The sequence below is a fragment of the Bradyrhizobium sp. AZCC 1610 genome (assembly GCF_036924515.1).
Taxonomy (GTDB): domain Bacteria; phylum Pseudomonadota; class Alphaproteobacteria; order Rhizobiales; family Xanthobacteraceae; genus Bradyrhizobium.
This window is the reverse complement of sequence record NZ_JAZHRR010000001.1, coordinates 4906467-4926030: the sequence shown is the minus strand read 5'-3', so window position 1 is coordinate 4926030 and position 19564 is coordinate 4906467. Positions and strand designations below refer to the sequence as shown.

Annotated in this window: 14 protein-coding genes and 1 pseudogene; 13 read left to right on the top strand and 2 right to left on the bottom strand. The window is 62.6% G+C overall.

Annotated elements, in window-relative coordinates; genetic code table 11:
* Nucleotides 1–92 precede the first annotated feature (92 nt).
* From V1279_RS24380 to V1279_RS24345, 8 genes and pseudogenes are all read left to right on the top strand, one after another.
* Nucleotides 93–1136, top strand: coding sequence for a LacI family DNA-binding transcriptional regulator (locus V1279_RS24380; protein ID WP_334441025.1), 1044 nt, complete (start codon nucleotides 93–95; stop codon nucleotides 1134–1136).
* 83 nt (nucleotides 1137–1219) lie between these two features.
* Nucleotides 1220–2677, top strand: coding sequence for a xylulokinase (gene xylB, locus V1279_RS24375; protein WP_334441022.1), 1458 nt, complete (start codon nucleotides 1220–1222; stop codon nucleotides 2675–2677).
* The gene (gene xylA, locus V1279_RS24370) at nucleotides 2674–3996 is read left to right on the top strand and encodes a xylose isomerase (protein ID WP_334441019.1); all 1323 of its coding nucleotides are present in this window, start codon (nucleotides 2674–2676) and stop codon (nucleotides 3994–3996) included. Before xylB ends, xylA begins: the two co-directional genes overlap by 4 nt.
* A gap of 12 nt (nucleotides 3997–4008) precedes the next feature.
* Entirely contained in the window at nucleotides 4009–4773 is a 765-nt protein-coding gene (locus V1279_RS24365) for an ATP-binding cassette domain-containing protein (protein ID WP_334441017.1), read from the top strand.
* Nucleotides 4773–5855: an ABC transporter permease gene (locus V1279_RS24360; protein ID WP_334441013.1), complete on the top strand. Its 1083-nt coding sequence runs from the start codon at nucleotides 4773–4775 to the stop codon at nucleotides 5853–5855. The genes V1279_RS24365 and V1279_RS24360 overlap by 1 nt, the downstream gene beginning before the upstream one ends.
* A gap of 92 nt (nucleotides 5856–5947) precedes the next feature.
* Nucleotides 5948–6880 (top strand): sugar-binding protein, encoded by a 933-nt coding sequence (locus V1279_RS24355; RefSeq protein WP_334441011.1) that lies wholly within the window; start codon nucleotides 5948–5950, stop codon nucleotides 6878–6880.
* Nucleotides 6881–6979: 99 nt separating this feature from the next.
* A pseudogene (locus V1279_RS24350) lies at nucleotides 6980–7956 on the top strand (aldo/keto reductase).
* A gap of 3 nt (nucleotides 7957–7959) precedes the next feature.
* Complete coding sequence (locus tag V1279_RS24345; protein ID WP_334441008.1) at nucleotides 7960–8829, top strand: amidohydrolase family protein; 870 nt, start codon at nucleotides 7960–7962, stop codon at nucleotides 8827–8829.
* A 689-nt stretch (nucleotides 8830–9518) separates the two neighbouring features.
* Here V1279_RS24345 and lipA read toward each other — a convergent pair.
* Together lipA and V1279_RS24335 are read right to left on the bottom strand one after the other, a co-directional pair.
* Complete coding sequence (gene lipA, locus V1279_RS24340) at nucleotides 9519–10538, bottom strand: lipoyl synthase (protein WP_334441005.1); 1020 nt, start codon at nucleotides 10536–10538, stop codon at nucleotides 9519–9521.
* A 57-nt stretch (nucleotides 10539–10595) separates the two neighbouring features.
* Entirely contained in the window at nucleotides 10596–10844 is a 249-nt protein-coding gene (locus V1279_RS24335; RefSeq protein WP_334441003.1) for a hypothetical protein, read from the bottom strand.
* Between the two features lie 252 nt (nucleotides 10845–11096).
* Here V1279_RS24335 and aceE point away from each other — a divergent pair, with 252 nt between their 5' ends.
* The 5 genes from aceE to V1279_RS24310 are packed head-to-tail and all read left to right on the top strand — an operon-like array spanning nucleotide 11097 to nucleotide 19533.
* Nucleotides 11097–13784, top strand: coding sequence for a pyruvate dehydrogenase (acetyl-transferring), homodimeric type (aceE, locus tag V1279_RS24330; protein WP_442894809.1), 2688 nt, complete (start codon nucleotides 11097–11099; stop codon nucleotides 13782–13784).
* 24 nt (nucleotides 13785–13808) lie between these two features.
* A complete protein-coding gene (locus V1279_RS24325; RefSeq protein WP_334440999.1) occupies nucleotides 13809–15380 on the top strand; it encodes a dihydrolipoyllysine-residue acetyltransferase in 1572 nt (523 codons plus the stop codon).
* Between the two features lie 16 nt (nucleotides 15381–15396).
* Nucleotides 15397–17145 carry a dihydrolipoyl dehydrogenase gene (gene lpdA / locus V1279_RS24320; RefSeq protein ID WP_334440997.1) on the top strand — a complete coding sequence of 583 codons (1749 nt, stop codon included), beginning with the start codon at nucleotides 15397–15399 and terminating at the stop codon, nucleotides 17143–17145.
* Between the two features lie 14 nt (nucleotides 17146–17159).
* Nucleotides 17160–18134: a TAXI family TRAP transporter solute-binding subunit gene (locus tag V1279_RS24315; RefSeq protein ID WP_334440994.1), complete on the top strand. Its 975-nt coding sequence runs from the start codon at nucleotides 17160–17162 to the stop codon at nucleotides 18132–18134.
* A 28-nt stretch (nucleotides 18135–18162) separates the two neighbouring features.
* Nucleotides 18163–19533 (top strand): dicarboxylate/amino acid:cation symporter, encoded by a 1371-nt coding sequence (locus V1279_RS24310; protein ID WP_334440992.1) that lies wholly within the window; start codon nucleotides 18163–18165, stop codon nucleotides 19531–19533.
* The last annotated feature ends 31 nt before the right edge of the window (nucleotides 19534–19564 follow it).

Below are 19564 nucleotides of genomic sequence, written 5' to 3'. Positions count from 1 at the left end.
AAGGCCGTAACCTGAACGCGCGAACTGCCTGATGCGCCGTATTCCTCAAAATGAGTTGCGTACCTCAAATAGCCTCTGCTAGCCTTCAGCCCATGAAGGAGCCGGACGCCAGCAGCCCTCTCACGCTCAGGGACATCGCCCGCCAGGCTGGCGTCAGCCTCGCGACCGTCGATCGCGTCCTGCACAACCGGCCCGGTGTGCGGCCGGACACGGTCCGCCGCGTCAAGGAGACGATCGCGCGCAACTCCTTCCAGCCGCATGTGGCCGGGGCCGAGCTCGCCCGTGGCCGCTTCAGGCGCTTCGCCTTCGTGATGCCGTCGGGGCCGAACCTGTTCATGCAGCAGATCCAGTCCTATCTCGGCGAGATGTCGGGCTGGCTGTCGGCCCGCCGCCTCGCGGTCGAGATGGTCGCGACCGACGTGTTCGACGCCTCCGTTCTCGCGAGCTCGCTGGAGGCTCTTGCCGGCGAGTATGACGGCGTCGCGGTTGTCGCGCTCGATCATCCGAGCGTGCGGGCCGCCATCAACGATCTCGTCGATGGCGGCGCCAAGGTGGTGACGCTGGTCTCTGATGTGCCGGCGTCGCGCCGCCATCATTATGTCGGCATCGACAATATTGCCGCAGGGCGCACCGCCGGCGCCTTGGTCGGCCGCCTCGTTGGTCCGCGATCCGGCAAGGTCGCGATCGTCGCCGGCTCACAGGGCCTGCGCGACCATGCCGAGCGCATCTTCGGCTTCAATCAGGTGGTGGCGGCGGAGTTTCCTGGGCTCAACGTACTGCCCGTGCTCGAAGGACGCGACGAGGACGAGCGCTCGGGACAGCTCATGTCGCGGCTGCTCGGCAAACATGCCGACATCGTCGGCCTCTACAATGTCGGCGCCGGCACGCAAGGCGTAGCCAGGGCCCTGACCGATTCCGGTCGCGAGAAGCAGGTAGTGTTCGTCGGGCACGATGTCACCTCGCTGACGCGCAAGCTGTTGTTGCAAGGCGTGATGGATGCGGCGATTTCGCAGAACCCGGGCCACGAGGCCCGCGCCGCCGTGCGCGTGCTGCTCGCGCTGGCCCGCGGCGAACCGATCTTGAGTGAGCAGGAGAAAATCCGGATCGACATCGTGATGCGGGACAATCTGCCGTAGGCAGCAGAACTGGTTGGCAAGACGGTCCGATATGGGAAAGGCGGCAAAGATCGCCAACCGGGCCGGAAGGGAGGACGAAGAACGTGTATCTCGGGATGGACATCGGCACGTCCGGTGTGAAGGCGGTGCTCGTGAACGAGGCCGGCGCGATCGTCGCGACAGCCGCGCGCGAGCTTGCGCTCTCGCATCCCGCGCCGCTGTGGTCCGAGCAGGATCCGGATGCCTGGGTTGATGCGGTGATCGGCGCCGTCGACGATCTCGCATCCGCTCATCCGCGCGGCGTCGCGCAGGTGCGTGGCATCGGTCTCTCCGGCCAGATGCACGGCGCGACCTTGCTCGGCGAGGACGGCCGTCCGCTACGTCCGGCCATCCTGTGGAATGATGGCCGCTCCCATGCCGAGTGCAAGGAGCTGGAGGCGCGCTGTCCCTCGCTGCACGCGATCGCCGGCAATCTCGCCATGCCGGGCTTCACCGCGCCAAAGCTGCTCTGGGTGGCCTATCACGAGCCCAAGATTTTTGAGCTGGTAGCAAAAGTGCTGCTGCCAAAGGCCTACGTGCGCTACCGCCTCACCGGCGAGATGGTCGAGGACGTGTCGGACGCCGCCGGCACGCTCTGGCTCGATGTTGGTCAGCGCCGCTGGTCTGCGTCGCTGCTACATGCCACGGGGCTCGATGTCAACCACATGCCGCGCCTGGTCGAAGGCAGCGAGATCAGCGCGGCACTCGCCCCCGAATTTTCGAAGCGCTGGGGTATGGCGAAAGATGTCGTGGTTGCCGGCGGTGCGGGAGACTGTGCCGCGAGCGCGATCGGGCTCGGCGCCATCACGCCCGGTGATGCGTTCCTGTCGCTGGGAACTTCAGGCGTCGTGTTTCGTGTTACTGACAGTTTCGCGCCGGCGCCCGCGTCGGCGGTGCACGCCTTCTGTCATGCGCTTCCGGGTCTCTGGCACCAGATGGGCGTGATGCTGGCGGCGGCCGCCTCGCTCGCCTGGCTTTCGGGCGTCATGGCGACGCCTACCGCCGCGCTGCTGTCGCCGCTCGGCGAGACCGTCCGCGGACCGAGCCCGGTCAAGTTCCTTCCCTATCTCGATGGCGAGCGCACGCCACACAACGACGCTACTGCCAGTGGCGTGTTCGTGGGTCTTCGCGGCGCGACAGGGCGCGATCAGATTGTCCAGGCCGTGCTCGAAGGCGTGGCCTTCGCCGCGCGCGACAATCTCGCGGCGCTCGGCAGCGCCAGTTCCGCGATCATGGAGGTCGATCTTGTGGGCGGCGGCTCGCGCTCGGCACTGTGGGCCCAGATCTGCGCCGATGTCCTCGGCATTCCCGTCCACCGCGTCGAGGAGGGCGAGGTCGGTGCAGCGCTTGGTGCTGCACGGCTCGGCCGGCTTGCCGCAACCAGCGAAAACCCTGCGCAAGTCTGCACGCGTCCGCGGCGGCTTGCGAGCTTCACGCCGCGTGCGTCTGCCGAGGCCGCCTACGATGAAGCCTATCACCAGTGGCGAAAACTATATCCTGCGCTGAAGGAGTTCTCCCTGTGAACGCGTCACCCAAATTCTTCGCGGCGAGTGCGCCGATCGCCTATGGCGGCAAGGACGCCAAAAGCCCGCTGTCGTTCCGCTGGTACGACAAGGACCGCCTCGTGCGCGGACGGCGGCTCGAGGATCACCTGCGTTTCGCAGTCTGCTACTGGCATTCGTTCTGCTGGCCCGGCGGCGATCCCTTCGGCGGCGAGACATTCCTGCGGCCCTGGCATCATGGCACGGATATGATGGCGATGGCACGCGCCAAGGCCGATGTCGCCTTCGAGCTGTTCCGCCTGCTCGATGTGCCCTTCTTCACCTTCCACGACGTCGATGCCGCGCCAGAAGGCGCCTCGCTCGCCGAATCCGTCGCCAACCTCAACGCCATTGCCGATGTCTTCGAACAGAAGATGGCGTCTTCCAGGGTGCGTCTACTCTGGGGTACGGCCAATCTGTTCACGCATCGCCGCTACATGGCCGGCGCCGCGACCAATCCGGATCCGGACATTTTCACCTATGCCGCCGGCCAGGTACGGGCCGCGCTCGAGGTGACCAACCGCTTGGGCGGGCAAAATTATGTGCTCTGGGGCGGACGCGAAGGCTACGAGACGCTGCTCAACACCGACATCAAGCGCGAGCTCGACCAACTCGGCCGCTTCGTCTCGCTGGTCGTCGAGCACAAGCACAAGATCGGTTTCAAGGGACCGATCCTGATCGAGCCGAAGCCGAAGGAGCCGACCAAGCATCAATATGATTTCGACGTCGCCACGTGCTACGGGTTCCTCCAGCGCTATGATCTTCTGAGAGACGTCAAGCTCAACATCGAACAGAACCACGCCATCCTTGCCGGCCACTCGTTCCAGCACGAGATCGCGTTGGCCCAGGCGCTCGGCGTGTTCGGCTCGCTCGACATCAACCGCGGCGACGATCTGCTCGGCTGGGATACCGACCAGTTCGCGATGAACGTGCCGGAGCTGGCGCTCGTGTTCCACGACATCCTGAGGGCCGGTGGCTTCACGACGGGCGGTCTCAATTTCGACGCCAAGATCAGGCGGCAATCGATCGATCCGGACGATTTGATCCACGCCCATGTCGGCTCGATGGACGCCTGCGCGCGGGCGTTGCTTGCCGCCGCCGACATGCTCGATGCCGAGGCGCTGACGACGCCGATTGCGGAACGCTACGCCGGATGGGCTGATGCCGAGGGGCGCGCGATCCTCGCTGGCCAGCGTTCGCTTGCCGATCTTGCTGATCGGGCGCTGGCGCCCGGTTTCGATCCGCAGCCACGCTCGGGTCGTCAGGAATATCTGGAATCACTGGTCAACCGTTACGTCTGAGCGAGGCCGAGCATGGAAACCGCAGGCGCAGCCGGGCAACCGGTTCTGGAATTGACAGGGATCGGCAAGGAATTCGGCGCGATCCGCGCGCTGCACGACGTCGACATGCAGGTTTTCCCCGGCGAGGTGGTCGGCCTGATGGGCGACAACGGCGCGGGCAAGTCGACGCTCGTGAAGATCATCGCCGGCAATTTCCGTCCCACCCACGGCGAGGTCCGCTTCGACGGCAACGCGGTCCATTTCTACCGTCCCATCGATGCCCGTGCGGTCGGGATCGAGGTCGTTTATCAGGACCTGGCGCTTGCCGACAATCTCACGGCGGCGGCCAACGTCTTCCTCGGCCGCGAGCTCAAGCGCAAGTTCGGCCCGTTCGCCTTCCTCGATCACAATGCGATGGCGGCCCGCGCGCTTGAACTGTTCGGTGAACTGCGCTCCGAGACCAGACCGGATGATCTCGTCAAGCAGATGTCTGGCGGTCAGCGCCAGGCGGTTGCGATCGCACGCACCCGCCTGTCGAACGCCAAGCTCGTAATGATGGACGAGCCGACCGCGGCGATCTCGGTTCGACAGGTCGAGCAGGTCCTGAGCCTGATCCATCGGTTGAAAGAGCAGGGCGTGGCCGTCATGCTTATCTCCCACCGCATGCCCGATGTCTTCGCGGTGTGCGACCGCGTCGTCGTCATGCGCCGCGGCGAGAAGCGGGCGGATAAGTCGATCAGCGATACCAGTCCCGAGGAAGTTACTGCCCTGATCACCGGCGCGAAGGAGGCTGCGTGATGGCTATGCCGCTGGAATCCCCGATTTCCTTCACCAATGTCGGCCGCATCAGGTGGTGGCAGCGCGGCATCTTTGCATCCCAAACCGGCTACGTTCTGCTGGCACTGCTGGGGCTGCTGATCGCGATGCATTTTGCGAGCCCTTACTTCTTTACCCAAGGCAACATGCAGAACGTGGCGAAGAACTTTTCCTTCATCGCCATCGCCACTCTCGGCATCACCTTCGTGATCATCACCGGCGGCATCGATCTCTCGGTGGGATCGATGATGTGCTTCTCCGCCATGGTCACATCCATGGTGATGTCTGGCCTGTCGACGCCAGGCATGCCCGGGGCGTCCCTGTTCGTGCATCTGGCCGCGGACGGCAAGACCGTGGTCGCGAACGTACCGGGACTGATCCTGCTTGTCTCGATCCTGGCGGGACTTGTCACCGCGCTGATCGTCGGCCTCGTCAACGGCTTCTGCATCGCCGTGCTCGGGCTGTCGCCCTTCGTCACCACGCTCGGCATGCTCTCGATCGTCCGCGGTCTCGGCTATGTCGTCTCCAACGGGCGCGGCAGCTTTCCGGGCGGGCCAGACGCCGACTATTTCTACGCGCTGACCTCGGGCGACCTGTTCGGCGTACCGGCGCCGTTCATCTATCTCGTGGTCCTCGCGGCAGTAATGGCGATCGTGCTGCACCACACGAGCTTCGGCCGTCACGTCTTCGCGCTCGGCGGCAACGAGAAGGCGGCGGAATTGACCGGCATCCCGGTCGTACGGGTCAAGATCGAAGTCTACGTGATCTGCGCACTAGCCGCAGGGCTGCAGGGCATCATCGTCTCGGGCTGGCTGGGGTCCGCGCCGGCAAACATGGCGACATCCTACGAGCTCAACGTGATCGCAGCGGCGGTGATCGGCGGCGCCAATCTCGCAGGTGGCGTCGGCGGCCCGCTTGGGGCCATCGTCGGCTGCGTGCTGCTTGAGGTGATCCGCAACGGCCTCGTGCTCGCGCAGGTCAGCTCCTACTGGCAGCAGACGCTCGTGGGCGTAATCATCATCCTGGCCGTGCTGGTCGACCGCATCCGCTCACGCATCACTTGAGGTTACTCCGGGAGGGCAACGAACGCATCGTCTATCCGCCTTCTGGAGCACTCAATTCAAAAAGGATAGGCACAAAAGTGTGGAGGGAACCAATGAGGAAGATACTTCTCGCCGGCATGGCCATCGCGATGATGGCGACCCCGGCATTCGCCCAGACCTACAAGTTCGTGATCGTGCCCAAGGCGATGAACAATCCGTTCTTCGACGTCGCGCGCGACGGCTGCCTGAAGCGCGCCAAGGAGCTTGGTAACGTCGAGTGCATTTACCAGGGACCGGTCGAGCATGAGCCGGCGACGCAGGCGCAGATCATCCAGGATTTCATTACGCGAAAGGTGGATGGCCTTGCGATCTCGGTCGCGGATGTCGCAGCGATGACCAAGTCGATCGAGGCCGCGACCGCGGCCGGTATTCCCGTCATAACCTTCGATGCGGATGCGCCAGGCTCCAAGCGCATTGCCTATATCGGCACCAACAACAAGGACTTCGGCCTCGCGCTCGGCAAGCAATTGCTGCAACTCAAGCCTGAGGGCGGCAAGTATGCTGTCGTCTCGGGTGGTCCCGGCGCCAAGAACCTCGCCGAGCGTGTCGATGGCGTGCGCGAGGCGCTCAAGGGCTCGAAGTGGGTCGAGGTCGCGGGCTCGCCGACCTTCTGTAATGACGATCCTGCGCTCGCGGTCCAGCAGATGACGGACCTGCGCACCGCGACGCCGGACTTGGGGGCGATCGTGCCGGTTGGCGGCTGGCCGATGTTCGCGCCCGAAGGCTACAAGGCCTTCGTCAACAAGAACAAGAAGGATATCGACGCCGGCAAGCTGACGCTCGTCGTCGCCGATACGCTGAAGATGCAGCTCGAACTGCTGCGCGACGGCTACTCCAACGCGCTTACGGGACAGCGGCCGTTCGAGATGGGCGAGAAGGCGATGGACGCTCTGCTGGCAATCAAGAAGGGCCAGAAGGTTCCCGAGGTCATTTATACCGGCCTCGACCTCGTGACCAAGGACAACGTCGCTCAACTGTTGAAGTAGGAACGTTCGCAGCCCCAACGTTCCGGCGCTGTACTCCCCCGCTTGCGATCCGCTTGCGGGGGAGTGAGTGCTACGTTCGGTCTCGGAAGGATCTTTGAGATGAAGCGTGCGCGGCTTGCGGAGGGGCTCGACGTCACGGCGATCGGCCTCGGAACGGCGCCGCTCGGCGGATTGTTCTCGCCCGTCAGTGACGCTGATGCAGAAGCGACAATCGAGCGAGCCTGGTCGCTCGGTGTCCGCTTCTTCGACACCGCGCCGCTTTACGGTTTTGGATTGGCCGAGCGTCGCCTGGGCAGTTTTCTGCGCCAGCAAAAGCGGGATTCATTCGCGATCTCGACCAAGGTCGGGCGCCTGCTGCGCTCAGCCACTGCCGCTCCGGAAGACGATCACTACAAGGGAACCCCCGCCGAGCGGCCGCAATTCGACTTCAGCTACGATGGCGTGATGCGCTCGGTTGAGGAGAGTCTCGCCCGTCTCGGGCTCGACCGCGTTGATGTGCTGCTCGTCCATGATCCGGATGACCACTATGAGGATGCAGTCGCCGGTGCCTTCCGCGCGCTCCGGCGCTTGCGCGACGATGCGCGGTCAAGGCGATCGGCGCCGGTATGAATCAATCCGCGATGCTGGCTCGCTTCGCCGAAGCCGCGCCGGTCGATTTCTTCCTGCTGGCGGGCCGCTACACCCTGCTCGACCAGGGCGCGCTGACGACGTTGTTTCCGATCTGCCATGCGAAGAGCATCGGCATCATTCTCGGCGGCATCTACAACAGCGGTATCCTCGCGAACCCGCGCGCCGGCGCGAAGTTCAATTACGAAGACGCCGATGCGGCGCTCGTCGCCCGCGCGCTGGCGCTGGAGGCGCTGTGCCGCAAGCATGGCACACAGCTCAAGGCAGCCGCAGTCCAGTTCTGTATGGCCAACCCTGCGGTAACGGTCGCGCTGCAAGGTGCGCGCAGCGCTGCGGAGGTTTCGGATAACATCGCGATGGCCGAGCGGTTGGTGCCGTCCTCCTTTTGGCAGGAGCTCCGCGAGCGCAATTTGGTCGACGCGTCCGCGCCGCTGCCGGGCGGAGCCTGACCCATGGTGATCGACGGTCACCAGCATTTCTGGGATCCCGCGCGCGCCGATTATCCCTGGATGGAGGCGCCTGAACTCGCGCGGATCCGCCGCGCCTTCGGCCCGACCGATCTCGCGCCGCTGCTTCGCGCCAACGGGATCGATGCGACCATTTTGGTGCAATGCCGTTCCTCGATCGAGGAGACCGAGGAATTCTTGCGCGTCGCCGCCGCGACGCCCTTCGTGATCGGTGTGGTCGGCTGGGTCGATCTGACGGACGGCGCGGTCGACGAGACGCTCGATCGGCTGCGCGGGTCGCCCGGCGGCGACAGGCTGGTCGGCATTCGTCACCAGGTCCACGACGAGCCCGATCCTGATTGGCTGCTGCGCGAGGACGTGCAGCGCGGCTTGGCCGCGGTGTTTGCGCGCGATCTCACTTACGATCTCCTCGTACGTATACGTGAAATGCCGGCCGCGATCGCGACCGCGCAGGCCTTTCCGCGAGGGCGCTTTGTCCTCGACCATGCCGCCAAGCCGCCGATCGCCGATGGATTCAGCGGTGAATGGGCCGATCTTCTCGGCGCACTCGCCGCCTGCGGCAATGTCTGGTGCAAGATTTCGGGTCTCGCCACCGAGGCCAGGTGGAACGACTGGCATGCGGAACGTCTGTTTCCGTTCGTCGCGCACGCCGGCAAATGCTTTGGCGAGGATCGTCTGATCTTCGGCTCCGACTGGCCGGTGTGTTTGCTCGCAGGAAGCTATGGCGCGATCAAGGCCGCGCTCGAGGAGTGCCTGATGAAGATTGGTCCGCACGTGCGCGACAAGGCGTTTGAGGCGAACGCTCAGCGGGCTTATCTTCTTGCTTCTCCCGTTGTGCGAGAAGGTGGTACGTAGCGCCGGATGAGGGGTTCAAGCAAATCATACGTCTCCTAATTAACGGCTTTGCCGGAATGCGGACTGGGCACAGCAAATGGCATTCGCACCGACTTCGCGGATTAGCTGTCGCCGTGTGATGGCTGTTCTTATTTGGAAACCACACCCAAGCTATTGAAATTGCTAGAGCGTATTCTTAGCATTTTTTCCAAAACGCGCATTGGAATCGTTGAATAATCAAACTGATTTTGATTCCGCGATTCGGAGGTTCGACTCCTCCCGCCCCAGCCAGCACTCAAGTTGCTGAGTTCTCTATGTAAGCAACTCTATTCCCGCCCAATTTTTTGGGCGCGTTTGGAAATGGAGCTTCTAATGCTCGGTCCAGAATCGAACTAAGCGTCGTGCATTACATCGAGCATGTTGGCTTATCTCCGTGGTTTCATCCCAACATATACCGCGGACGCTACTCGGGCAGGTCTGTTACGCCCTCATCGTAGAATAGGGTATTACGGCGAACAAATCGGATAACCAATCGAAATGATGCACTTGTGCGCAATTGGCGCCGTCCTGCAGTTCGCCCAGCAGATTGCCTCGGGGGTTCGAGCCGCTCCCCCGCTACCAAAGCTGCGATTTTGCACGCTGTCGTTCCCGCGATCGCGTTCGCCTGCAACCCGGCAGTTTGCGAGCGGGAGGGCAATTTCGGCTTCGGATCAGTTCCGGTCGTCGAGCAACGCAACGTGCGATTCGATCGCACTGGCCGCCGGCCCCCGTCGGCGCTCGCGTAACTTGCGGAAATCATCGCCCGCGTGGTGCGAGGAGCGTGTCAGTGGTGTGGCCGACACCAGCAGAAAGCCCTTGGTGTAGGCGACCTTCTCGTAGGCTTCAAATTCATTAGGGGGCACGAAACGTACAACGGCGTGGTGCTTGCGCGTGGGTTGGAGATATTGGCCGATGGTCAGGAAATCGACGTCGGCGGAGCGCAAATCGTCCATCAATTGCAGCACCTCGCTGCGGTCTTCGCCGAGGCCGACCATGATCCCGGACTTGGTGAAGATCTCTGCGTCGAGCTCCTTCACGCGCTGCAACAGCCGGACCGAATGGAAATAGCGTGCGCCAGGCCGCACCGTCAGATATTTCGATGGCACCGTCTCCAGGTTATGGTTGAACACGTCAGGTTTCGCCGCAACGACCGCTTCGAGCGCGCCGCTTTTGCGCAGAAAATCCGGGGTCAGGATTTCGACCGTCGTATCCGGGCTTGTCGCGCGGATCGCGGCAATGGTTGCAGCGAAATGCGCGGCGCCACCGTCGGCAAGGTCGTCACGATCGACCGAGGTGACGACCACATGTTCCAGTCCCAGCTTGGCCACCGCTTCGGCGACCTTGACCGGTTCATCCGTATCGAGGGCACCCGGCAGGCCAGTGCGGACGTTGCAGAAAGCGCAGGCGCGCGTGCACGTATCGCCCATGATCATGAAGGTCGCGTGTTTCTTCGCCCAGCACTCGCCGATGTTGGGACAACTGGCTTCCTCGCAGACGGTCACGAGCTTGTTCTCGCGCACGATGCGCTTCGTCTCGGCCCATTCGGCCGATCCGGGAGCTTTCACGCGGATCCACGCCGGCTTGCTCTGTAAGGGCGTGTCGGGTCGTTTGGCCTTTTCGGGATGGCGCGGCATGTCGGGCCGTATCCTGGCTCGCGGATCATTGTTGAGGAGATCGAGCACGACAGTCATTTGGTCAGCCCTTTAAATGCGCCGGTCGCGGACATTCCGCTATCCAAGCGAACTTCGTCAATTCGATTCTTCGTCCTCCCACCAGCGACCGCTTACGACCGGTCGCTGCGTTGCGCGGGCACCGTCGCCTCGAGCGGGCAGGCCGGTTTCCGACTTCGAGTCTTGCATTTGGCATCCGTCGCCGCGCCGGTCCGACATTTCGGGCAACTCGCCCGGCTGGTTTTCCGGAGCGTCGGACAGATCCGGGCCGATCGCATCGCAGGATGCGACGGCTTGCATCGCAATCTCCAGCAAAATGAACGACATGCGCGCGAACCGTCGCGGCCTTCGTGGTCTGGCACGAATGCTGCACAGCTATCTGCAAAAGAAGCTATCCGCAAAAGCGGCAGCTCAAGAACAGACGACGTGAGGGGACGTTCAGATGCCAGCCAGTATTCAACGCATCACCTAAAGCCACGGGCGATATCGCCTGCATGGCATTGCGCGCGCCTCCGCACATCTGCGGAGCGCAATGAACGTTGACGCCTGATTTCGGCTTGGCTTGCAATGGAGAAGGTAATGAAGGTTGCGGACGCGCATGATCTGGATCCACTGGAAACCCGGGAGTGGCTGGATGCCTTGTCGGCAGTCCGGGGCCATCGCGGCAATGACCGGGCTGAGTTCGTCGTCAACGCGGTTATTGACGCCGCGCGCCGTGACAGGCTTCAGATAGCGCAGTCGCTGACAACTCCCTACTGCAACACGATCCCGCCGGATCAGCAGCCTGCGCTGCCGGGCGATCGTGCGATCGAGCACAAGCTTCGCTCGATCATCCGGTGGAACGCTCTTGCGATCGTTCTGCGCGCCAACAAGGAAAGCTCGGAGCTAGGCGGCCATATCGCAAGCTTCCAGTCGGCTGCCACGCTCTACGATATCGGCTACGGCCACTTCTGGCATGCACCGACGGATAGCCATGGCGGCGATCTGATCCTCGTGCAGGGACACTGCTCGCCCGGCATCTATGCGCGTGCCTTTCTCGAAGGCCGGCTGAGCGAGGAGCAGCTTCTCGGTTTCAGGCAGGAGACCGGCGGCAAAGGTTTATCGAGCTATCCGCACCCGTGGCTGATGCCGGACTTCTGGCAGTTCCCGACGGTATCGATGGGACTGGGGCCCTTGGTGGCGATCTATCAGGCGCGGTTCCTGAAGTATCTCCAGAACCACAAGCTGGCCGAGACATCGAATCGCAAGGTCTGGGCCTTCATGGGCGACGGCGAAACGGACGAGCCGGAATCGCTCGGCGCGATTTCGCTCGCCGGCCGAGAAAATCTCGACAATCTGATCTTCGTCATCAACTGCAACCTCCAGCGGCTCGACGGGCCCGTTCGCGGCAACGGCAAGATCGTCCAGGAACTCGAAAGCGTTTTCCGCGGTGCCGGCTGGAACGTCATCAAGGTGCTGTGGGGCTCGGGCTGGGATCGCCTGCTCGAAAAGGACAAGAGCGGATTGCTGCTGAAGCGCATGGAGGAGTGCGTCGACGGCGAGTACCAGGATTTCAAGAGCAAGAGCGGCGCCTATATACGCGAACACTTCTTCGGCAAGTACGATGAATTAAAACAACTGGTCGCCGACATGAGCGACGACGAGATCTGGAAGCTCGCGCGCGGCGGCCACGATCCAGAAAAGGTGTTTGCGGCCTACGCAGCGGCGGTGAACCACAAGGGCCAGCCGACGGTGATCCTGCCGAAGACCGTCAAGGGCTACGGCATGGGCGAGTCCGGCGAAGGCCAGATGATCGCGCATCAGGCGAAGAAGATGACGCAGGATGCGTTGCGCGGCTTCCGCGACCGCTTCCAGGTGCCGATTGCCGACGATGATCTGGCGAAGGTGCCTTTCCTCCGGCTGCCGGAAGACAGCCCGGAGATGAAGTATTTCCGTGCACAGCGCGAAAAGCTCGGCGGCAGCCTGCCGCAGCGCCGGCGCAAGTCTGCCTCCTTACAAATTCCGCCGCTGTCGACGTTCCAGCGGCTGCTCGACGCAACCGGCGACCGGGAAATCTCGACCACGATGGCGTTTGTGCAGATGCTCGGCACCCTCGTGCGCGACAAGGCGATCGGCAAGCACATCGTGCCGATTGTGCCGGACGAGTCCCGGACCTTCGGCATGGAGGGAATGTTCCGCCAGCTCGGCATCTATTCATCGGTCGGCCAGCTCTACCGGCCGCAGGATGCCGATCAGCTGATGTATTACCGCGAAGACAAGAGCGGGCAGGTTCTGCAGGAGGGCATCAACGAAGGCGGTGCGATGTCGAGCTGGATCGTCGCGGCGACGTCCTACAGCACGAACAACGTGCCGATGATTCCGTTTTACATCTACTATTCGATGTTCGGTCTGCAGCGCGTCGGCGACCTCGCTTGGCTCGCCGGCGACATGCGTGCTCGCGGGTTCCTGCTCGGTGGCACCGCCGGCCGCACCACGCTGAACGGCGAGGGGCTGCAGCATGAGGATGGCCACAGCCACGTTCTCGCCGCCACCATCCCGAACTGCGTGTCGTACGACCCGACCTTTGCCTATGAGGTCGTGACGATCGTCCGCGAAGGCATGCGCCGCATGTATGAGGCGCAGGAGGACGTCTATTACTACATCACCCTGATGAACGAGAACTATCCGCATCCCTCGCTCGCCGACGCTGGCAAGGGAGCGGAGGAGGGGATTCTCAAGGGGCTCTATCTCCTGAAGAGCGGTGGCGAGACCGCGAAGAAGGGACTTCGAGTCCAACTCGTCGGCTCAGGCACGATCCTGCGCGAGGTGATCGCGGCCGCAGATCTGCTCAAGGCGGACTTCGGTGTCACCGCCGACATCTGGAGCGCGACCAGCTTCAACGAACTGCGTCGTGACGGCATGGCGTCGGAGCGCTGGAACCTGCTGCATCCGACCGAGCCGCGCCGCAAGAGCTGGGTGGAGGCGCAACTCGACGGGCATCCCGGACCGGTCGTGGCCTCCACCGACTATATGCGCAACTACCCCGATCAGATCCGGGAATATGTCCAGGCGGCCGGCCGTCGATACGTCGTGCTGGGCACGGACGGCTTCGGCCGCAGCGACTATCGCGTGAAGCTTCGAAAATTCTTCGAGGTCGACCGGCATTACGTCGCCGTCGCCGCGCTCAAGGCGCTCGCAGACGACGGAGCGATTAAGCCGGCCACCGTGGCCGAAGCCATCGCCAAATACAAAATCGACGCCGGGCGTGCTGCGCCCTGGACCGTGTGAGCCAGCGGAGCCGAGGACAGAACGATGAGTGGTCTGATCGACATCAAGGTTCCCGATATCGGCGACTTCAAGGACGTCCCGGTGATCGAGATCTTCGTCAAGCCCGGCGACAAGGTGAAGGCCGAGGATCCGCTGGTTTCGCTGGAGTCCGACAAGGCAACCATGGAGGTGCCGTCGCCGCGCGATGGCGTGGTGAAGTCGGTGGTGGTGAAGGTTGGCGACAAGGTCAGCGAAGGCACGGTGGTTGTGCAGTTCGCGGGCGCGGGCGCGGGCGCGGAGCAGGCCGAGCCGCGCCCGGTCGTCAGCGCTCCGCCATCGCCGGTCAGCGCACCGGCGGGTGTTGCCGAGGTGCGAGTTCCCGATATCGGCGACTTCAAGGACGTGCCGGTTATCGAAATCTTCGTAAAGGCCGGCGACAGCGTGAAAGCGGAGGACCCGCTGATCGCACTCGAGTCGGACAAGGCGACGATGGAAGTGCCGGCGCCTCTCTCCGGCACCGTGCGCGAGATCAAGGTCAAGACCGGCGACAAGGTCAGCGAGGGCTCGATCATCCTATCGCTCGCAACTGGGGCAGCACCTTTGCAGGCCGACATTCCTCCCGTGTCGCAGCCTGCGTCCTCGCCGGCCGCCGCCGCTGGAACGGCGGTGGTCGGCGCCTTTGACGAAAGGAGCTTCGCGCTCGCCTATGCCGGCCCGGCAGTGCGCAAGCTGGCGCGCGAACTGGGCGTCGATCTCGGCAAGGTCAAGGGCTCGGGCAATCACGGCCGCATTCAGCGTGAAGACGTTGAGGCCTTCGGCAAGGGCGGAGCGGCGCCGGCCAAACCGCAAGCAGCCGCCGCAAGCGGAGGCGGCGTCGGCGGCATCGATCTTCTGCCCTGGCCCAAGGTCGATTTTGCGAAGTACGGCCCGGTCGAGCGCAAGGAGCTCGGCCGCATCAAGAAGATTTCCGCGGCCAATCTTCACCGCAACTGGGTGGTCATCCCGCATGTAACGACCCACGACGAGGCTGATATCACCGATCTCGAACAATTCCGGGTGACGATGAATAAGGAGCTGGAGAAGAGCGGCGTAAAGCTCTCGCTCCTGCCGTTTATGGTGAAAGCCGCGGTAGCGACGCTGCAAAAATTCCCGGAATTCAATGCAAGCCTCGATGGCGACACGCTCGTCTACAAGAATTACTGGCACATCGGCTTTGCCGCGGACACACCGAATGGCCTGATGGTGCCGGTCATCCGCGACGCCGACAAAAAATCGGTGCCGGAGATTGCCAAGGAGATGAACGGGCTCGCCAAGCTCGCGCGCGAAGGCAAGATCAAGCCCGACCAGATGCAGGGTGGGACTTTCTCGATCTCCTCGCTCGGCGGCATCGGCGGCATCTATTTCACGCCGATCATCAACGCGCCCGAAGTCGCGATCATGGGCGTCTGCAAGGGTTACTGGAAGCATCACTCCTCCGACGGCAAGACATCGAATTGGCGGCTGACGCTGCCGCTGTCGCTGTCGTGGGATCACCGCGTCATCGACGGTGCGGCGGCCGCGCGCTTCAACGTCTACTTCGCAAACGTGCTCGCCGATTTGCGGCGCGTGCTGTTCTGAGATCGGGGGAAGCAGCATGGCTCAGCAGATCGAAGTGAAGGTCCCTGATATCGGTGACTTCAAGGACGTTGCGGTGATCGAGGTGATGGTGAAGTCGGGCGAGACCGTCGCGGTCGACACCAGCCTCATCATGGTCGAATCCGACAAGGCATCGATGGAGATCCCGTCGTCCCACGCCGGCGTCGTGAAGGAGGTCAGGGTCAAGGTTGACGACAAGGTGAGCGAAGGCTCGACCATCCTGGTGCTGGAGGCCACAGGCGCCGCGGCGGCGCCGAAGCCCGCGCCGGCGTCGCAGCCGGCCGCCACCGCGCCGCCGCCAGCCACGTCATCCGCGGCATCCTATTCCGGCAAGGCGGATATCGAATGCGACATGCTGGTGCTAGGCGCCGGTCCCGGCGGTTACTCGGCCGCCTTTCGCGCCGCCGATCTCGGTATGAAGACCGTGCTGGTCGAGCGTTACGATACGCTCGGAGGGGTGTGTCTCAATGTCGGCTGTATCCCGAGCAAGGCGTTGCTGCATACGGCGTCCGTGGTCGACGAGGTCAGGCATCTGCCTGATCATGGCATCTCCTTTGGAGCGCCGCAGATCGACCTCGGCAAGTTGCGCGGGTTCAAGGACGGCGTGATCAAGAAGCTGACGGGTGGCCTTGCCGGCATGGCGAAGGCCCGCAAGGTCGAGGTTGCGACCGGCGTCGGGACCTTCCTCGACTCGCATCATCTCGAAGTCATCGCGGCGGGCGGCAAGAAAACGGTCAAGTTCGCCAAGGCCATCGTCGCCGCGGGCAGCCAGGCCGTGAAACTGCCGTTTTTGCCCGAGGATCCGCGCATCGTCGATTCGACCGGCGCCCTGCAGCTGAAATCAATCCCCAAGCGCATGCTGGTGATCGGCGGCGGCATCATCGGGCTCGAAATGGCGACGGTGTATTCGACGCTCGGCTCGCGCATTGACGTTGTCGAAATGCTCGACGGCCTGATGCAGGGAGCCGACCGCGATCTGGTCAAGGTCTGGGAGAAGGCGAACGCGGGCCGTTTCGACAAGGTCATGCTGACGACCAAGACGATGGGCGCGAAGGTGACCGAAGCCGGGATCGAGGTGAGTTTCGAGGGCGGGCAGGCGCCTGCCGGGCCGCAGGTCTATGACCTCGTGCTCGTGTCGGTCGGCCGCAGCCCGAATGGCAAGAAGATCGGGGCTGAAAAGGCCGGCATCGCGGTGACCGAGCGAGGCTTCATCGACGTCGACAAGCAGATGCGCACCAACGTGGCGCACATCTTTGCGATCGGAGACATCATTGGGCAGCCGATGCTGGCGCACAAGGCCGTGCACGAAGGCCACGTGGCCGCGGAGGTCGCGCATGGCGAAAAGTCGTATTTCGACGCGCGGCAGATTCCTTCCGTCGCCTACACCGACCCCGAGGTTGCCTGGGCCGGCAAGACCGAGGATCAGTGCAAGGCCGAGGGGCTCAAGGTCGGCAAGGCCGTCTTTCCATGGGCAGCCTCCGGTCGCGCCATCGCCAACGGTCGCGACGAGGGTTTTACCAAGCTGCTGTTCGACACCACGACGCACCGCATCATCGGCGGTGGCATCGTCGGGACGCATGCCGGCGATCTCATCAGCGAGATCTGCCTCGCGATCGAGATGGGCTGCGAGCCGGCCGATATCGGCAAGACCATTCATCCGCACCCGACACTCGGAGAGTCCATCGGCATGGCGGCCGAGGTGTTCGAGGGCCACTGCACGGACCTTCCGCCACAAAAGAAAAAGTGACGTTGGAGACAGTCATGATTTCAAGAGCGTGGCGAATTCTCATCCTTCTCGCATTTGTTCTGCTTCCGCCCAAGTTGGCGTCGGCGGCGGAGGCTCATTGGCCCCAGGTGCTCACTCTCGGCACCGCGTCGGAAGGCGGCACCTATTACGCCTATGGCGAAGGGCTGGCCCGATTGCTCACGCAAGAACTCGGCATCGCGGTGGTGGCACGGCCGACCGGCGGCCCGATCGAGAATATCAAGCTGCTCGAGACCGGTGAAATCCAGCTGGCCTTCGTCACGCAAGGCGTGGCGTTGCAGGCGTGGAGCGCCAGCGCTGCCTGGACCGAAGCACGGCAATACCGAAACATGCGCGCCATGTTCGCGATGTACGATACGCCGTTTCAGTTTCAGGTACTCAGTGACTCGCCAATTCAATCGTTTGCCCAATTCGCGGGCAAACGCATCGGTGTCGGACCCGAGGGCGGCACCACCGCCACCTACTTACCCGAGTTCCTCAAGGCGCTGAAGATCGAGGCCACCCTGATTCACGGCGATTGGGTGGTGCTCGCGGAGAAGTCGGTGGCGCGGAGCATTGATGCGCTCGCGGTTGGCGCCGGCGTGCCGGCTCCGTTCCTTATCGATATCGAGCGAAAGGCGAAGGTGCGTTATCTCCCTCTCACGCGGCAGGAGATCGCAACGCTGCGCCTGGCGATGCCGGAACTCTCGGCATCCGTCGTCGCGGCGGGTTCGTATCCTACTTTGCGGCGCCGGTACGACACGGTCGGTCTGTTCAACTTTGCCGTTGCGCACAAGGATCTGCCGAACGATCTGGTCACGGCCATCGTCGACACGGTGTTCGCCAATAACGAGCGGATGGTCGAATTTCATCCGGCGGCGGCGGAAACGATCCCCTCGAACATCACGCGCAACAATTTCATTCCGCTTCATGGTGGCGCGGTCAGTTGGTACCGCAGCAGGGTTACGCCTGGGGTTGCGCATTCGGACTGAGAAACAGTTTCTAGGGAAGGAATAAGATATGGCAACAGCAGCAGCAACGACAGGCGGTCACCATTCCGTAAAATGGTATCAGCACCTCTATGTGCAGGTTTTGGCTGCAATCACAGCCGGCATATTACTGGGCCATTTTTATCCTCAGCTTGGCGAGCAGATGAAGCCGCTCGGCGATGCGTTTATCAAATGCATCAAGATGATTATCGCCCCGATCATCTTCTTCACGGTTGTGCATGGTATTGCCAGCATGCGCGACATGAAGAAGGTCGGACGTGTTGGTTTAAAGGCATTGATCTATTTCGAAGTGCTAACGACGGCCGCGCTTATCATCGGACTTATCGTTATCAATTTGTGGAAGCCGGGCGTCGGCATGAACGTCGATCTGTCGACCGTTGACACAAAATCGATCGCGGCCTTCACCGCAAAAGCGAAGGACCAGGGCACGGTCCAGTTTCTGATGGACATTATCCCGTCGACAGTCGTCGGCGCTTTTGCCCATGGCGAAATCTTGCAGGTGTTGTTCTTTGCGATCCTGTTTGCATTTGGGTTGCAAGCACTCGGTCAACACGGTGAGGGCGTGCTGCGGCTGATTGATGTCGTGAGCCACGTGTTCTTCAAGATCGTTGGCTACATCATGAAAGTTGCGCCGATCGGCGCGTTCGGCGCAATGGCGTTCACGATCGGCAAGTATGGCGTGGCGACGCTAATTTCGCTGGGAAACTTCATGTTGGCGTTTTACGCAACATGCTTGTTGTTCGTCTTCGTCGTGCTCGGTTCCGTTGCTGCCCTTAGCGGTTTTTCGATCTTTAAGTTCATCCGTTATATCAAGGAAGAACTCCTGATCGTGCTTGGCACTTCGTCGTCGGAAACAGTACTGCCGCGCATGATCGCCAAGATGGAAAATCTTGGCTGTGAAAAGTCGGTCGTCGGTTTGGTCATTCCGACCGGCTATTCGTTCAATCTCGATGGCACTTGTATTTACTTGACAATGGCCGCGATCTTCCTGGCGCAGGCGACCGGTACGGACCTGACGATCTGGCAAGAACTCGGCATCATCGGCGTTCTGCTCCTGACATCCAAGGGCGCCGCCGGTGTCACGGGATCCGGCTTCATCGTTCTAGCCGCAACACTTGCATCCGTCGGGACGATTCCGGTCGCGAGCATCGCCTTGATCCTTGGCATTGACCGCTTCATGTCGGAGGCGCGCGCGCTCACCAATCTCATAGGAAATGGCGTTGCGACAGTCGTTGTCGCCAAATGGGAAGGGGCGCTCGATGAAAAAGTGCTCCATCAACGTCTAAACCAGGAGCGCGATGCCGAAGCGGACGATCCGGAGTCCGTAAAGATTGCGGATGACGAGAGGGAGGGAGGCGCGCTCCGGCCAGTCGTCGCTTGACCTTGAAAACGGAAGTGCAGGAAACGCTAAA

Coding starts and splice junctions, on each gene's coding strand:
- V1279_RS24365 (WP_334441017.1), top strand. CDS start 4,009: ATGGAAACCGCAGGCGCAGCCGGGCAACCGGTTCTGGAATTGACAGGG.
- V1279_RS24355 (WP_334441011.1), top strand. CDS start 5,948: ATGAGGAAGATACTTCTCGCCGGCATGGCCATCGCGATGATGGCGACC.
- V1279_RS24345 (WP_334441008.1), top strand. CDS start 7,960: ATGGTGATCGACGGTCACCAGCATTTCTGGGATCCCGCGCGCGCCGAT.
- V1279_RS24360 (WP_334441013.1), top strand. CDS start 4,773: ATGGCTATGCCGCTGGAATCCCCGATTTCCTTCACCAATGTCGGCCGC.
- lipA (WP_334441005.1), bottom strand. CDS start 10,538: ATGACTGTCGTGCTCGATCTCCTCAACAATGATCCGCGAGCCAGGATA.
- V1279_RS24310 (WP_334440992.1), top strand. CDS start 18,163: ATGGCAACAGCAGCAGCAACGACAGGCGGTCACCATTCCGTAAAATGG.
- lpdA (WP_334440997.1), top strand. CDS start 15,397: ATGGCTCAGCAGATCGAAGTGAAGGTCCCTGATATCGGTGACTTCAAG.
- aceE (WP_442894809.1), top strand. CDS start 11,097: ATGAAGGTTGCGGACGCGCATGATCTGGATCCACTGGAAACCCGGGAG.
- V1279_RS24335 (WP_334441003.1), bottom strand. CDS start 10,844: ATGTCGTTCATTTTGCTGGAGATTGCGATGCAAGCCGTCGCATCCTGC.
- V1279_RS24315 (WP_334440994.1), top strand. CDS start 17,160: ATGATTTCAAGAGCGTGGCGAATTCTCATCCTTCTCGCATTTGTTCTG.
- V1279_RS24380 (WP_334441025.1), top strand. CDS start 93: ATGAAGGAGCCGGACGCCAGCAGCCCTCTCACGCTCAGGGACATCGCC.
- V1279_RS24325 (WP_334440999.1), top strand. CDS start 13,809: ATGAGTGGTCTGATCGACATCAAGGTTCCCGATATCGGCGACTTCAAG.